Here is a 15,421-nt window from a genome sequence, read left to right on the forward strand (position 1 = left end):
TTTTACAAGTAAATGACTGTAATAACTGCATATGCCACAAGGGCTATCACCATGAAAAGTGATAGAAACGCGGCCATAAAAGCCTCTTCTTCACTGTCTTTAATAAGAGGAGTGACCTGGAGAGGCACGGGAAACCCTGTAGGACAAAGGAAGTAGAAAATTACACCTATTCTGAATATGGTGTCAGCCATTAGCCCGGGAAACAAAAGGAAAAACAGGCATATAATAGTGCCGCAGCAGATCAGCCTGGTTGCAGCCAGACGGATAAGGGGTTTCATGAATGAGCTTTGTATCTGCAGTTCATATCCCAGAGTGAACAGGATGATTCCCGTTATAGGCTTGATTGCCATTTCTGCGGTGGCTGTATAAACCGGCCCCCAGGATGTGTCCATCAATGAGCTGTGAAGTCCGGAGAGGTTTACAAGAACTCCTGCAAGGACAGCAATTACGAAAGAACTGGTGAAAATGCTCTTTGTTACATCTTTCCAGTCTGTACGCCCTGATATCTGTTTTGCGATTACTGCAGGGACGAAGCCGAAGTTAATCAGTATTCCGGCAACGTCAAAGGTCACGATGTTTACTGCATAGGCCGAACCAACCATGGTGATATAGAGAGGCAGAGCTACATTTCCTCCTTCACAGGTGAGAAGCAGAAAAGGTGAAATTCTGCTGAACTGGCTGCTGGTGAAAGATGCGGTTTTTTTCCCGATAAAGTAAATAATTATCCAGGCTGCATCCAGAAACAGAATCTGGATCAGCAGGTGCTGGGAGAGTTGGGATGAAACAAGTACGTTATATACAAGAAAAGGAAACAGAATCTGGAAAACTATTTTCTTAGCTCCTTCATCCTGCTCCCTTGTGATCCAGTTTTTCTTCCTGGCCAAATAACCCAGGAACATCATGAAAAATACAGGAAATAGAGCCTCTAAGGCTTTCATGGTATAAACCCTCCTCGTCAGTCCAGTTTCCCGTGAGCTTCAAGAACTGCTCCGTTTATCATATCCTCATCTACTATCTTCTCTCCGGGGCTGAGTTCTCCTGCTTTAAGATATAAAAGGTATTCAATATTCCCCTTTGTGCCCTTTACAGGTGAGAAGGTAAGGCCTGCAGGTGTGAATCCGTTTTCATTACCATAGGAGATAACCGATCTGATGACCTGCTTGTGAACGTCCGGATCTCTTACAATGCCGTTCTTCCCCACCTGTTCTCTACCTGCCTCAAACTGTGGTTTTACAAGGCAGAGAACAGTGCCATCTCCGTCCAGAAGTTTTGCAGCAACTGGAAGCATGTGTTTTACAGAGATAAATGAAACATCTATGGAAATCAGACTGATGGGATCTGTTATCAGGCTGGTGTCCATGTACCGTATGTTTGTTTTTTCCATGCAGACCACCCGGGGATCCACGCGGAGACGGTAGTCCAGCTGACCGTAGCCTACGTCCACGGAATAGACTTTTACAGCGCCGTTCTGGAGCATGCAGTCGGTGAAACCTCCAGTTGAAGCTCCCATGTCAACGCAGGTACAACCTTCAGGATTGATTCCGAAGACTTCAATGGCCTTTTCCAGTTTCAGCCCGCCTCTGCTTACATATGGGCACAGCTTGCCTTTAACTTCTATTTCAGCATCTATGTCGAATTTCTGTCCGGCCTTGTCTTCTACACATCCATCTACAGTGACAAGACCGGCCATAATAGTTCTTTTTGCCTTGTCTCTCGATTCAGATAAACCTCTCTGAACAAGAATTACATCAAGCCTTTCTTTCAAATTTTTTCAGCACTCCTTCTGCTATTTGTTCACCAGTCATGCCGCACTGAGCTCTGAGCTGTGCAACAGTTCCCTGTTCTACAAACTCATCTGGAACTGAAACGCTCATGACTTCATAATCTGCATGCTGGTTTTCGGCGGCAAATCTTTCACCAAACCCGCCGTTATAAACATTATCTTCGGCAGTTACCACCAGCCTGGTGTCCAGGTCCTTCCATGTATTGACGAAAGGTTTCACCCTTCCCACGTTCCATACACCTGTGTCCAGGCCATTTTCCCTTAGGATTTCCGCAGCCTTGAGACATGGATCCATCATGGCACCTACGGCAAGAAGTGTTACATCTTTTCCCTCAGTAAGCCTGATATTGTCTCCGGTGAAAGCTTTGATTCTCAGGTGTTCTGAAACAGAAGAACCTCTCGGATATCTTATTGCTACAGGACCTTTGCAGACATTAACTGCATAATCCAGCATTTCTTCCAGCTGATTGCCGTCAGCTGGACAGAGAATTTCAATTCCCGGAACGGAGCTGAGATATGAAAGGTCGAAAACACCGTGATGGGTCTCTCCGTCAGCACCTACCAGGCCTGCCCTGTCAATGGCAAAAATAACGTGGAGATTCTGGAGACATACATCTTCCACAATCTGATCATATGCTCTCTGCAGAAAAGAAGAGTATATGGCACAGACAGGAACCATACCTGCTTTGGCCAGTCCCGCAGCAAAGACCACAGCCACCTGCTCTGCAATTCCCACGTCGAAAAATCGTTCCGGATGATCTTTATAAAAAGGTCCCAGTCCGGTGGCTGTCCCCATGGCTGCAGTAATGGCTACTATTTTGTCATTATTATCTGCCAGCTGGTTCAGCTTATGTCCGAATACCTTGGAATATGAAGGACCTTCAGATTTAGCTAATACTTCTCCTGTATCCTTGTCAAAGGGACCGATTCCGTGGAATTTCCTTGGATATTTTTCGGAGTAAGGATATCCCTTCCCTTTTTTTGTGGTTACATGAACGATTACAGGGCCGTCAATGGCCTTTGCAGCTGTAAAGGCCTCATCCAGCATTTCCAGGTCGTATCCGCTAATAGGTCCGATGTATTTTATTCCCAGCTCCTCAAAGAAAACTGCCTGGTCGCTGAGAATGGAGAATTTGATTCTTTCCTTTGTAGCGCTGATATTTCCGCTTATTCTGGAACCTACTACAGGAATAGTCTTCAATGTGGATTTCACAGAAGATTTAGCCTTCAGATAATTGTCTGAAGTCCTGAGCCTGGTAAGGTGGGAACTGAGGGCTCCCACGTTTTTTGCAATGGACATTTCGTTATCGTTCAAGACGATCTTAACATTGAGCTTTCTGCTTCCAATGTTATTCAATGCTTCATATGCCAGTCCTCCGGTCATGGCCCCGTCTCCTATGACTGCCACCACCTGATTGAATTCACCCTTCAGATCTCTGGCTGCAGCATATCCTGCGGCAGCTCCGATTGAAGTGGAGCTGTGGCCGGTGTCATAAGCATCGTGGGGGCTCTCGTAAGCCTTTGGAAATCCGCTAAGTCCTTTGTACTGTCTTAACGTGTCAAATTCAGACGCTCTGCCTGTCAGTATCTTGTGAACGTATGACTGGTGTCCTACATCGAATATTATCTTGTCTTCAGGGCTGTTGAAAACCCTGTGGAGCATGACTGTAAGCTCAACTGCTCCAAGATTTGAAGCCAGGTGGCCTCCTGTTTTTGATATCTTGTCAATAAGAAAATCGCGGATCTGCTGACAAAGGTCTTCCAAATCAGCGTAGTTATCTTCTTTAACTGCTTGAAGCAGATCATCGTGTTCCAGGTCGTATATCATCTGAACACCTCCGTTCTAAGCTAATGATCTCTTTCTTTGAGTTTTTCGGCCAGGTCAGTGAAAAATTCTGCCTTTTCTCCGTATTTTTCAAGAGCAGCAATAGCGTTTTCCGTAAGAATATTTAGCTCTTTCTTAGCGGCATCCATGCCGTTTACTGCGGCATAGTTGCACTTTCCTTCTTCTTGATCTTTTCCAATGGATTTTCCAAGGGTTTCAGGATTGCTGGTAATGTCAAGGATATCGTCTGATATCTGGAAAGCTTTTCCTATGTTTTCTGCATAGATGTCAAAGTCCAGAATCATTTCTTTCTTGACCCCTGCAATTCTCAGGCCTGCAATTACAGGTGCCTTAATGAGAGCTCCTGTTTTGTTGCTGTCAATGAAATCTACGATATCGGAGTCTACATTATCTGAAATGTTCTTTACGTCGGCTACCTGCCCAGCAATCATTCCTGTTACTCCGGCAGCCTTTGCTATGGTAAGAGCTGCTCTCACGCAGTTCATCAGCTTTTCGTGATTGTCAAAGTGGAGGGTTAGATTCCTCATCATGACTTCCATGGCTGTGTTCAGCAGTGCATCTCCTGCAAGTATTGCCATGTCTTCACCGAAAACAATATGATTCGTAGGTATGCCCCGGCGGAGATTGTCGTTGTCCATGGCAGGAAGGTCGTCGTGTATAAGAGAATAAGTGTGTACATATTCAATGGCTGCAGCGTATGGGAGAGCTTCCCTGTAATCACAGCCGCCAAATTCACAAGCGGCCAGAAGAAGAACAGGGCGAAGCCTTTTTCCACCAGCCTCCAGGCTGTATGCCATAGCCTTCCTGAGAATATCTACTCTTGAATCCATGGTGGGGAAATAGTCAAGAAGATGCTCTTCGATTATTCCCTTATATTCATCATAAGTTCTGGTCATCTTCTTCCCCCTTCCTGTATATTTCAATCTTCTGTTCAGCCTTGTCCAGAATTTCTCTGCAGTATTCAGCGTCTTTCATTCCTGAATTGTAGAGTTCCATTGCTTCTTCAAGGGAGACAGAAGGTCTTCCTATCTGATCTGCAGCTTTTCTCAGGCTCTCAAGGGCACTGGTAAATGTTCTGCTGCCGTTTTCATTCTCCATGGTCAATTCCCCTCTTGTAACTTTATATTGTTATATTGTTTGTTTTGTTTCCTTCGTGCTCAGCACCGTCACTTCTGCTGATCCGCCATTCATTATTATCTCATATTGTTCTCCCTTTGACATAGCTGAAACATGGGAAATTATTTTTCCGTCAGAATCAGTAACTGCGGCATAGCCTTTACTGAATATCTTCTGAGGGTTGTTTTCTCTCAGGACAAGAACTGATTTGTCCACTTCCATTTTCAGCTGCCGTATTTTGCCTCTGATTTCAGAGCTGAGAAGCCTCATGCTGTCTTCTACTGCCCTCCTTTCAGATATTACACGGCCTTCAATGCTGTCATCCAGCATGCGGATTCTGTCCAGGATTTCCTCTTTAAGCTGGAAGGTGTCTGTAATAAGCTTTCCAGCCTCTGTTGGAGTCTTTGCGCAGACATCTGCAGTAAAATCGCAGATGGAAACATCCTCCGTGTGTCCCACAGCTGAAATAACTGGTATCTCAGAGTTAAACACCGCCCGGGCCACCTGTTCATCGCTGAAGGCAGCAAGGTCCTCAGGGGATCCTCCTCCCCTTCCTACAATGAGGATGTCAATTCTTTTTCCCTCCTTGTTCAGCCTGTTTGCTTCCCGTATGTTTTCAATAATGGATTGGGGAGCAGCAGGACCCTGGACGATAGTAGGGAAAACAATTAAATCTACGTAGTCGTTTCTCTGCAAAATAGTCTTCCGTATATCGTCAATGGCCATTCCTGTGCTGGAGGTAATAATTCCCACTCTTTCAGGAAAGAAAGGCAAAGGCCTTTTGTGGCTTTCGTCGAAAAGCCCTTCGGAAGCAAGAAGCTTTTTCACCCTGTTGAATTCTGCCATAAGGGCACCTTCACCCCTGGCCATTACACCTCTTACGCTTAAGGAATAAGAGCCGCCCTTTGCGTATGGGCTGATGTCAGCAATCACAACTACCTGGCGGCCGTTTTCCAGAAGACTTTCATCTATGTTTTTACGGATGCTCTTCCAGATTGCGCACCGGATCATGCTGTCTTTGTCTTTAAGGGTGAAATAAATATGCCCTGCCCCCTGACTCAGGCCGGATATTTCCCCTTCTACAGCCATGTCTTTCAGGTTGAAATCTGAGCGCAGCTTGTTCGATATGTAATTGTTTACTTGAGAAACGGTTATGGGATTCATTTTGTTTACCTGTTTAGAAAATCAAGAAGCATGTTTGCGTGAGACGGCTCTCCGGAGATCCAGGCGTTGTATCCAAGTCCGGCTATGCCAGATCCATTATCTCCAGAGAGTTCAGGGGATCCCCAGTGTATCCTGGGGCCAATTGTTTCCGTTGTGGCTTTTCTCATACCTGTAAGCCCTTCAAGTTCTTTTGGCACATTGGTCCGCAGATATTTGCTGGCGCCGACTCCCCCGGCTATTACCAGGTCTGTAATACCGTACTTATTGCACAGAAAGAAAGCTTCTTCAGCCAGCAGTTCAGATATCATATGGAAAATTCCCGGAACGCAGCTGCAATCATCTGGGGTGATCATTTTTCTCACCTGAGTTTCCTGGCCGGAGAGGTTGAACCATCCGTCCCTGATCCTGACCTTAGAAGGCTTGACTGTAACTGGAGCTGCAAGAGCCAGCTGATCCAGGTATTTTCCGGCAGGAAAAGGAAAACCGGCTTGAACACCGGCTCTGTCCAGCAGCTGACCCAGGCTTATGTCCTTCGTTCCTCCTGCAATCTCAGCAGAATAATGTATTCCATCAAGAGAACACAAGAGTGCTTCTGTAGTGCCACCTGAGATATGGAAAAAAATAAACGGCTTTTCCGGTTCTTCTACGGCAGGGTGTTCGTTTAAAGTCCCGCTGATAACGGAATGGATGTGACCTTCCTGGTGTGAAAATCCATAGACCGGAATGTTCAGTGCATTTCCAATGTTAACGCCGGCCTCCAGACCTGCCAGAAAAACCGGCATATAGCTTTTTTCAACATTTCTAGGCCTGAATGAAAGGGCAACCGCCCTGATTTTCCCCTCAGGACACTTCTCCCTCATACAGTCCAGCCCTTCTTTTAAAAATGAGGGCAGCCTCCTGCCATGATTGAAGTAAGCCGTAGACTGGCGCAGACCGCACTCCCCTTTTTTCACTTCAAGAAGCTCAGACTTCTGGAAGAACAAAGCTCCCTGGTGATCCAGAAGAGATACAGATGTTTTGTAGTTGGATGTGTCGATTCCCAGGAAAAAACTGTTTTCATCCGGCCTTATTTTGCGGTCATCAGTTTTCATTACAGATTTTGCCCAGTACTGCATTAACGAAGGATGAAGACTTCGCATCACCGTATTTTTTGGAAAGTTCTACCGCCTCATTAATTGAAACAGCCTGAGGAACTTCCTCAACATAGAGGATTTCTGCAACGGCCACCCGGAGAATTGCCAGGTCGGCCTTTCCAATACGGTCAATTTTCCACTTATCCATGTGGCTGCTTATTGTTTCGTCTATGTCGGAAATGTGTTCCTTTATGGCTTTAAGGACTCTGAGGGCCTGCCCGGACTTAAGGACATTTCTGTCTTCACTTATAATTGAGAGATTCTCATAATTGAAATCATTGTTGGCATCCATCTGGAAAACCAGCTGCATGGTTTTTTCTCTAGCTTCTTCGATTTTCATAATTCTCTCTTTCTGTCTGTCGATTACTTTCTCTTGTCAATACCTTCAATTCCAACGTTAATAGCTTCAACGGAAAGGCCGGTGTATGACTCAACTACTTCCTTCACGCTGTTCTGAATATCGAATGCCATCTGAGGAATGTTTACACCGTAGTAAGCAATAAGATGGATGTCGATGGTAATGTTGTTTCCGTCTCTGCTGACTTTTATGCCCTGAACGTCTGTATCTCTTCCGAAAATGTTTTTAGCAAAGCTTTCGGTTATTCCGCCAACCAGCCTGCTGACACCTTCGTATTTCAGAACCTCTTCTGAAACGTACTGAAAAATCACCTGGTCTTCAACGTTTATCTGGCCGTTTTCCGTAATGATGCTTTCTTCGCTCATTTCTATTTCTCCTTTCGTTCCTGATTGTCAGAAGGCTCTTCCTTGTCGATTGTAATCCTCAGGCTGTCTATTCGTCTGTCTCTGACTTTGAGAATTTCAAAAAGGTAATTTTGATATCTGATTTCAGGATAGGTCTTGTTCTCTCTAGGGATTTCTCCCATGAGTTCGATAATAAAACCTCCTATGGTCTCATTATTCTCTGACTCCAGCTGGATTCCTGTTTCTTCGTCCAGGTCGTCTAGATAAACATCTCCGTCCACGATGAAAGTATTATCATCTACCTTGGTGATTATCCTTTCCTCCTGGTCAAATTCATCATCAATGTCTCCCACAATCTGCTCGATAATGTCCTCTACAGATACGATCCCGCTGAAACCGCCATATTCGTCGATGAGCACTGCAATGTGCTGCTTGGTTCTCTGAAGTTCAACGAAAAGTGAATCTATGTTCTTGGTTTCCGGAACCAGATAAGGTTCTCTCATAATCTGACGGATGTCTACATTGTCAAATCCTTCCAGACCTCCTTTGAGCAGGTAATCTTTTATGTGGAGGATTCCCACAATATTGTCAGCATCATTGTCACAGATGGGAATCCGGGAATATCTGAGTTCCATCAGCTGGTCAAAATATTCATCCTTGTCATCCTGGAGGTCGATCATGAACACATCAGTACGAGGTGTCATGATTTCGTAGGCAAGAAGGTCATCAAACTGAAAAATGCTGTCAATCATCTTCCGGCCTTCTTCTTTGATCTCTCCTGTTTCCTGGCCTTTATCAAGCATGGACATAATCCGTGCTTCCGAGAAATACGCATCATCTACATCTGTGTCTTTTCTGAGCAGTATGAGAACAAAGTTGGCAATGGCCACAGTTATTTTTACCAGAGGAAGAGTAATAAAATACAGGAACCTCTGGTAAGTCACCAGGCTGATAGCGTAATCTTCTGCATTCTGAACGGCCAGTTTCTTCGGCAGCAAGTCGGAAAGAGCAAGATATACTATGAAAAATACTGCTTCAAAAATGAGTCTGTGCCACCAGATATCTGTCTTTGCAAATATGTAGATGCTGAACATCACCATGCTGCAAAGCAGGCACAGACTGTTGATCATAGTGTCTGCATAATGGTAGCCAGATGGTTTGTCCAGGAAGTTCAATATTCTCGTCAGTCTCTTGTTGTCACAGTCCTCTTCAAGACTTTCTTTGATTGCATTACGGTCCAGATGGTCAAGGCTTCTTCTGGCTGCAACAGCAAAGCCGTTTACGATTGCCATTATTATTATGGCAGCTGCTAAGATAAATAAGGGGAAAGACCCGTCAGACGACATAAATTACAATTCCTTTCTGAATTAATCATATTAAAATTACCAAAAACAAGTGATTACAGGCTAAATCTGTTTTTTCATTCTCAGTATGTAATTTTCTTTAACAGGAGTACTGAGTTTCAGCTTTATGATCTGCTGAGGATGAGGAGCCGATTCCACAGGTTCCCCCTCCTGGTTGTACATCTCAGTTATAACTTCTTTTGTAAAAGGAACACCAGGTCCGAAGATTTCAATCTCATCTCCTATAGAGAACTTGTTTCTCTGTTCAACCAGGGCGAATCCCGTTTCGGGCTCAACTCCTTTTACCATACCTACAAAAGAATATTCCCTGATATAATCGCTGGACTGATAGTTCTGATCCTCAGCCGAAGGCTTGTTGTAGTAGAAACCGTGAGTAAATTCTCTGTGACTTGCCTTGCAAAGTTCTGTGAACCAGGCAGGGTCATATTGGTAGTTGTCCGGATCAGCAAGATAATTGTCAAGAGCTGTTCTGTATGCTGAAACAACTGTAGCAACATAGTAGGCGCTCTTCATTCTTCCTTCGATCTTAAGGGAAGAAACTCCGGCTGCTGCCAGGTCAGGAATGCCGTCCAGCATGCAGAGATCTCTGGAGTTCATTATATAGCTTCCGTGGGAATCTTCCTCAATAGGATAATACTCACCAGGTCGTTTCTCTTCTACGATGGAGTACTTCCATCTGCAGGGATGAGTACAGGCGCCCATATTTGCATCTCTGCCAGTCATGAAATTGCTCATGAGACATCTGCCGGAATATGAGATGCACATTGCTCCGTGAACAAAACTTTCGATTTCCACTTCATCAGGAAGCTGATCTCTCATTTCTCTGATTTCTTTGAGGCTCATCTCCCTGGCCGTTACTATTCTCTTCACACCCATTGAGGCCCAGAATCTGGCAGTCATGTAGTTGGTAGTATTTGCTTGTGTGCTAAGATGTATCTCAGCATCTGGAATGATCTCCTTAAGTATAGTCATCACTCCCGGGTCCGATACGAGAAAGGCATCTACAGGAATATCCTTGATCTCCATCAAATAATTTCTCAGGAGATTCAAGTGTTCATTGTGAGGATATATGTTTATTGTCATATATCCCCTGGCCCCTCTGGCGTGGAGAAAGTCCATTGCTTCCCTGATTTCAGGAACAGAAAGGTTACCGGCTCCTGCCCTCAGGCTGAACATCTCTCCTCCGAAATATACTGCGTCAGCACCATAGTATACAGCTGTCTTAAGTTTTTCCATATCTCCGGCTGGAGCAAGAAGCTCTATGGCCGGCCTTTTATTTGTAAAATCAGTCATAAAATAAATCTTTCCAATCTTTCTAATCTTTCATTTTTATCAGCGCCAGTCCGTCGCCACAGGATATTATTGAGGATACCATGTCGTCTCTTGAGTTTATATAATCAAGAAACTCAGTCATCCTCTTGACGTTTGTCCTGTGCCTTCGATGGCCGTCATAATCGCTGTCAATCACTGAAGCCTTCATGAGCACATTGTCACAGAGGATTACAGAACCTGGTTCTAATAGACTCATGCCCTGATCAAAGAATTCCCGGTAGTGGCTTTTTGCGGCATCAATAAACAAAAAATCGTATTTTCTTTCTGAGGCTTCCTTGATCTGTTCAATCCTGTCAGTAGTCATTATGTCTGGTTCCCACTCAGGATCATCTACAGATGCTGGAGCACCTGCAAAAGCGGTTTCCGGATCTTCCTTGACCCGGCGCAGCAGCTCTTCCTCCGCAGCATCCGGGTTCATCCTCATTTCGTTCATATATCTTAATATATCAGCACCGTCGCCGGTAATAATACTGATGCGGCTGCTGACACCTAGCTTTCTGTGGTTAAAAGACGCCCTTGAAGCAGTTCTCTGAGATTTCTCAATGGTGGTTATCCAGACATCCTTAAGGGTCATGGCAAAAAAAGCCGAGGAATATCCCCAGGCAGTACCAATCTCCAGAATGCCGGAAGGCTTAGTGATATTAAGAAGAACCCGGATAAATTCCCTTGTCTCCGGAAGTATCAGCGGAATCCTCTCTTCAATACACTGCTCTCTCAGGGCTTCCAGACCCTGGTTCTTCTCAGGAGAGAAGGACCTGATATATTCTGTGATCTTGTCGTTAGTTATATTCATTAATTGTTATATGGTTTTAAAAATACACCAAATGTCTGACCGCCTCAGCGGTCAGACACCTGATAATAATGATATTTACTTCTTGCTGTCTCTCTTCTCCACAGCCTTTGCATATTCACTGGATATTTTCTGGAACTCATCATAGTCACTGGTGAATTCGTTTGTGCCATCCAGTTTAGGGCTGACTACGAAATACAGGTAATCAGTTTTGTCAGGCCAGAGAGCGGCCCTGATAGATGCCTTTCCCGGTGAACATATTGGTGCCGGAGGCAGTCCCTTGTTAATATAAGTGTTATAAGGAGAATCTATCTGAGTATCCGCCTCCGACAGAATCTCCTTGTGTATGCCCTGCTTATCCAGAAGGTACTGGACGCTGGAGCAGAACTGAAGGGCCATATCTTTGTCAAGTCTGTTGTAGATGACGCTGGCTACCTTTGCTCTGTCCTGATCAGCAGCAGCTTCTTTTTCAATAAGAGAAGCAATGGTTATTACCTGTTCGGTGGTAAGTCCCATGGATTCAGCTTTCTTTTGATACTTGTCGCTATACACTGTCTGGAACTGACTTAACATCATTACGATGATCTGTTCCGCATCAGCATTTACAGGGAGCTGATAAGTCTCAGGGAAGAGGAATCCTTCAAGTCTGTTAGGATCGCCCTTCTTGTCTGAAGGGACGAAACTGAATTTTGAAAAATCACCATTTGCACATGCGTCAAGGAATTTATCCTTATCTACAAGTCCCTGATCAGCCAGAAGCTTAGCTATCTGATCTACAGTATATCCTTCAGGAATAGTTACTGTAAGTCCCTGGCTTTTACCCGACTTAATGATATCGGCTATTTCGCTTTTCGTCATGCTTGGTGACAGAGAATACATTCCTGCTTTATATTTTCCGTCATAGCGCCAGATCTTGGAAAGGAACTTGTAGCTGCCTTCGCTGTTGATTAGGCCGTTCTTCTTAAGAATAGCAGCAATATCACCAGTGGAAGATCCCTGCTCAATGGTCACATTCTTATATGTCTGGTCATTCCTGTTCAGAGGCTTATTGAGAGCTGACAGTCCCAGGCTGGCAGCTACCACAACAGCCAAGATGATGACCAGTATGACAATGGCTTTCTTAACGGTTTTATTCATTTAAATCCTTTCGTTTACAGAATGATCACTAAAGGATTACTCCTTTGATCTTCCCAGATATTCACCAGATCTTGTGTCTATCTGGATCTTCTCACCTTCTTCGATGAAGATAGGAACCTGAATTACTGTTCCAGTCTCAACTGTTGCAGCCTTAGTAACGTTAGTTGCTGTATCACCCTTAACACCAGGCTCTGTCTCTGTTACTACCAGATCAACGAAGTTTGGAGCCTCAACGTCGAATGCATTGTCTTTGTAGAACTTAACTGTAGCAGTATCGTTCTCTCTGATGTACTTTACAGCGTTCTCTACAAGATCGTGAGTAAGCGGAATCTGGTCGTAAGTCTCCATATCCATGAAGTAATAAAGCTCACCGTCATTGTAGAGATACTGCATTGTCTTAGTATCAATTCTTGCAGGCTCAAACTTGTCGTTAGGGTTGAAGGCATCTTCACGAGTAGCACCTGTAAGAATATTCTTGTACTTTGTTCTTACAAAAGCTGCGCCCTTACCTGGCTTAACATGCTGGAAGTCAAGTACTACATGTGGCTCACCATTCATCTCGAAGGTCATGCCTTTTCTGAAATCTCCTGCTGTGATCATTCTTTCTCTCCTTAATAAGTAATATTGAAATAACTGTTCAGATATGTTTTGTTAAACGCTGTTTAAAGCAGCAAATCATTAACACGTGCTGAGGCACAAACTACATACCAGGCATATTAACGCCTATTGCATCCATTAGTATATCATAAACATCCTTCATCATCACTGAAAATCTGGTCATGGACTGGATATACCCGGCTGCTTCAGGCTTTGTCATAAGCATTGCAGAAATGCTCTGAAGCTGAGACATCAGCTGAGGATTTATCTGTTCGCCTCTAGCCTGGCTTAACTGCATTTCCATCTGGATGGACTCCATCTGCTTTACCATTTCTTTTAGCTGAGGATCCTGGTCAATGCTTTTTCTTGCCTGGTCGAATTCCTTGTATTCTCCGCTTTCTTTTATTGCCGTTGCCAGGTTGTGAGCTTCTTCATATACGTTCATATGAACCTCCTAAACATAAAGAATAACCGGGAGAATAACCGGATTCCGCTTGGTTTTCTTGTAGATAAAAGATCTCATGGCATCTCTGAGAGCACCTTTGACTGCCTGAAGATCCTTTGTCTCCCCTCTTCCCATTTGATCAATGGCTTCATATACGACATTGGTAGCTTCCTCAATAAGTGGACCGTTTTCCTTGACGTAGATAAAACCTCTTGTAATCAGTTCAGGGGGAGCGGCCAGGAGACCGGAATTGCTGTCAATAGCTGCAGAAATTACAATAAGTCCTGCCTCGGAGAGCTGTTTCCTGTCTCTCAGAACTACGTTTCCTACATCACCTATACCGTATCCATCTACAAGTACATCTTCTGCCGATGTATAACCGGCTTCTTTCTTAGCCTGCTTGTTTTTGATTACCACAGAATCCCCATTGCTGAGTATGAAGATGCTTCCCTTGTTCATTCCCATGGATTCTGCCAGTTCAGCGTGTTCAACAAGGTGTCTGTATTCACCATGAGCCGGAATGAAATACTTCGGCCTGATCAGGGAATGCATGAGCTTCAGTTCCTCTTTGCACGCATGGCCGGAAACGTGGATATCCACTGAATCTGACTGGAATACCTTCACCTGTTTTTCGTAGAGCTTGTTTACTACGTTTGTAATTGTTTTCTCATTTCCCGGTATAGGTGAAGATGAAAAAACAACTACGTCACCCTTCTTGAGTTTTACGGCTTTGTGATTGTCGTTGGCCATGCGGGTGAGAGCTGACATAGGCTCTCCCTGGCTGCCGGTGGTCACAATAGTCAGCCTGCTGTCAGGAATGTTATTGATCTTTCTGATGTCCACAAAGGCAGTTTCAGGAAGATCCAGATATCCCAGCTCAGTAGCAAGCTTGACGCATTTTTCCATGGACCGGCCGGACACTGCAATCTGACGGCCGTGTAGTATTGACGCTTCCATGAAATACTTAAGCCTGTAAATATTTGATGAGAATGTTGCAATGATAATGCGCTTGTCAGTTTTGTCAAAGATCCTGTTCATTGAATCGATGACGATCTTTTCAGACGGTGTATAACCGCTTCTGAGCACATTTGTGCTGTCACAGAGCATCACATCTACCCCTTCATCTCCAAGGGCGGCCAGGCGGCTGATATCAATCCTTTTTCCATCCAGAGGTGTATAGTCCACCTTGAAATCCCCAGTATGTACTATGTGACCTCCATCGCATTTAATAGAAAATGCCATTGAGTCAGCAATACTGTGATTGGTTCTGACAGCTTCAACTCTGAAAATTCCAACGTTGAATATATCTCCCGCATGGATTGTTCTCAGGTCGGCCCGCATGTTGTGCTCTGTAAGTTTGTTTTCAATTAGTCCGCAGGCAAGAGCAGATCCGTAAATTGGTACATTAATTTCCTTCAGAAGATATGGAACGGCACCGATATGATCCTCGTGTCCGTGTGTAATCAGGAGGCCTTTGATCTTATTGGCGTTCTCCTTCAAATATGAGAAATCTGGAATAACTACATCTATTCCGAACATCTCATCTTCAGGAAATGACATTCCACAGTCAATTATCAGAATCTGGTTTCTGAATTCAATCAGGGTAATGTTCTTTCCTATCTCCTTCATTCCACCTAAGGGGATGATTCTCAGTGGATCACCGGTTCCCCTGGTTCTGATTCTTTTTTCCTGGGCATTGTCTTTGCGCTTTTGCTTGTTGCTCTTGATCTTGCTTTGATTCTGTTTCCCTGCAGATTTTGAAAATCTCTTCTTATCAGCAGGAACCGGACTGCCTGAAATTACGGCAGCCTTTCCCTTTTGATTTGTGTGCTTTTGATTCTGCTTTGCCGTCTTTTTTTCTTTCGTTGCTGATGGTTTCTGCCGGCCTCTGTTATATCCCTTGTTCAGAGATCTTCGGCGGCTGTTTCCATCAGCCGGTTTTCTGCCAGAGGAACCGGCTGATCCGGATCCTCTTTTCTTGCTGTTTTCTGTAATATTTTCCATAATTCAGC

General features: G+C 44.4%; 16 protein-coding genes. All 16 read right to left on the reverse strand.

Features of this window, described 5'->3' with window-relative positions:
* Positions 1-2: 2 nt before the first annotated feature.
* On the reverse strand, positions 3-938 hold the full coding sequence (locus FYJ66_RS05690; protein WP_154572548.1) for an AEC family transporter: 936 nt from the start codon (positions 936-938) through the stop codon (positions 3-5).
* 17 nt (positions 939-955) lie between these two features.
* Positions 956-1,765, reverse strand: coding sequence for a TlyA family RNA methyltransferase (locus FYJ66_RS05695; RefSeq protein ID WP_154572549.1), 810 nt, complete (start codon positions 1,763-1,765; stop codon positions 956-958).
* Complete coding sequence (gene dxs / locus FYJ66_RS05700) at positions 1,749-3,611, reverse strand: 1-deoxy-D-xylulose-5-phosphate synthase (RefSeq protein ID WP_154572550.1); 1,863 nt, start codon at positions 3,609-3,611, stop codon at positions 1,749-1,751. Before dxs ends, FYJ66_RS05695 begins: the two co-directional genes overlap by 17 nt.
* 20 nt (positions 3,612-3,631) lie before the next feature.
* Positions 3,632-4,525, reverse strand: a complete 894-nt coding sequence (locus tag FYJ66_RS05705) for a polyprenyl synthetase family protein (protein ID WP_154572551.1) — start codon at positions 4,523-4,525, stop codon at positions 3,632-3,634.
* On the reverse strand, positions 4,509-4,727 hold the full coding sequence (gene xseB, locus FYJ66_RS05710; RefSeq protein ID WP_154572552.1) for an exodeoxyribonuclease VII small subunit: 219 nt from the start codon (positions 4,725-4,727) through the stop codon (positions 4,509-4,511). Before xseB ends, FYJ66_RS05705 begins: the two co-directional genes overlap by 17 nt.
* 30 nt (positions 4,728-4,757) lie before the next feature.
* Positions 4,758-5,909 (reverse strand): exodeoxyribonuclease VII large subunit, encoded by a 1,152-nt coding sequence (gene xseA / locus FYJ66_RS05715; RefSeq protein WP_154572553.1) that lies wholly within the window; start codon positions 5,907-5,909, stop codon positions 4,758-4,760.
* 5 nt (positions 5,910-5,914) lie between these two features.
* Positions 5,915-7,000, reverse strand: coding sequence for a tRNA (adenosine(37)-N6)-threonylcarbamoyltransferase complex transferase subunit TsaD (locus FYJ66_RS05720; RefSeq protein WP_206157008.1), 1,086 nt, complete (start codon positions 6,998-7,000; stop codon positions 5,915-5,917).
* A complete protein-coding gene (nusB, locus tag FYJ66_RS05725; RefSeq protein WP_154572555.1) occupies positions 6,990-7,382 on the reverse strand; it encodes a transcription antitermination factor NusB in 393 nt (130 codons plus the stop codon). Before nusB ends, FYJ66_RS05720 begins: the two co-directional genes overlap by 11 nt.
* Positions 7,383-7,405: 23 nt before the next feature.
* Positions 7,406-7,765: an Asp23/Gls24 family envelope stress response protein gene (locus FYJ66_RS05730; protein ID WP_154572556.1), complete on the reverse strand. Its 360-nt coding sequence runs from the start codon at positions 7,763-7,765 to the stop codon at positions 7,406-7,408.
* A 2-nt stretch (positions 7,766-7,767) separates the two neighbouring features.
* Positions 7,768-9,036, reverse strand: a complete 1,269-nt coding sequence (locus FYJ66_RS05735) for a hemolysin family protein (protein ID WP_206157009.1) — start codon at positions 9,034-9,036, stop codon at positions 7,768-7,770.
* Positions 9,037-9,150: 114 nt separating this feature from the next.
* The gene (locus tag FYJ66_RS05740) at positions 9,151-10,401 is read right to left on the reverse strand and encodes a peptidase U32 family protein (RefSeq protein WP_154572558.1); all 1,251 of its coding nucleotides are present in this window, start codon (positions 10,399-10,401) and stop codon (positions 9,151-9,153) included.
* 22 nt (positions 10,402-10,423) lie between these two features.
* A complete protein-coding gene (locus tag FYJ66_RS05745) occupies positions 10,424-11,233 on the reverse strand; it encodes an O-methyltransferase (RefSeq protein ID WP_154572559.1) in 810 nt (269 codons plus the stop codon).
* Positions 11,234-11,308: 75 nt separating this feature from the next.
* Complete coding sequence (mltG, locus tag FYJ66_RS05750) at positions 11,309-12,367, reverse strand: endolytic transglycosylase MltG (RefSeq protein WP_154572560.1); 1,059 nt, start codon at positions 12,365-12,367, stop codon at positions 11,309-11,311.
* A 36-nt stretch (positions 12,368-12,403) separates the two neighbouring features.
* Positions 12,404-12,967, reverse strand: a complete 564-nt coding sequence (efp, locus tag FYJ66_RS05755; RefSeq protein WP_154572561.1) for an elongation factor P — start codon at positions 12,965-12,967, stop codon at positions 12,404-12,406.
* A 100-nt stretch (positions 12,968-13,067) separates the two neighbouring features.
* Entirely contained in the window at positions 13,068-13,409 is a 342-nt protein-coding gene (locus FYJ66_RS05760) for a YlbF/YmcA family competence regulator (protein ID WP_154572562.1), read from the reverse strand.
* Between the two features lie 9 nt (positions 13,410-13,418).
* Positions 13,419-15,413 (reverse strand): ribonuclease J, encoded by a 1,995-nt coding sequence (locus tag FYJ66_RS05765; RefSeq protein ID WP_154572563.1) that lies wholly within the window; start codon positions 15,411-15,413, stop codon positions 13,419-13,421.
* Between the last annotated feature and the right edge of the window lie 8 nt (positions 15,414-15,421).

The sequence above is a fragment of the Allobaileyella intestinalis genome (genome assembly GCF_009695865.1).
GTDB classification, from domain to species: Bacteria; Bacillota; Clostridia; order Peptostreptococcales; family Anaerovoracaceae; genus Allobaileyella; species Allobaileyella intestinalis.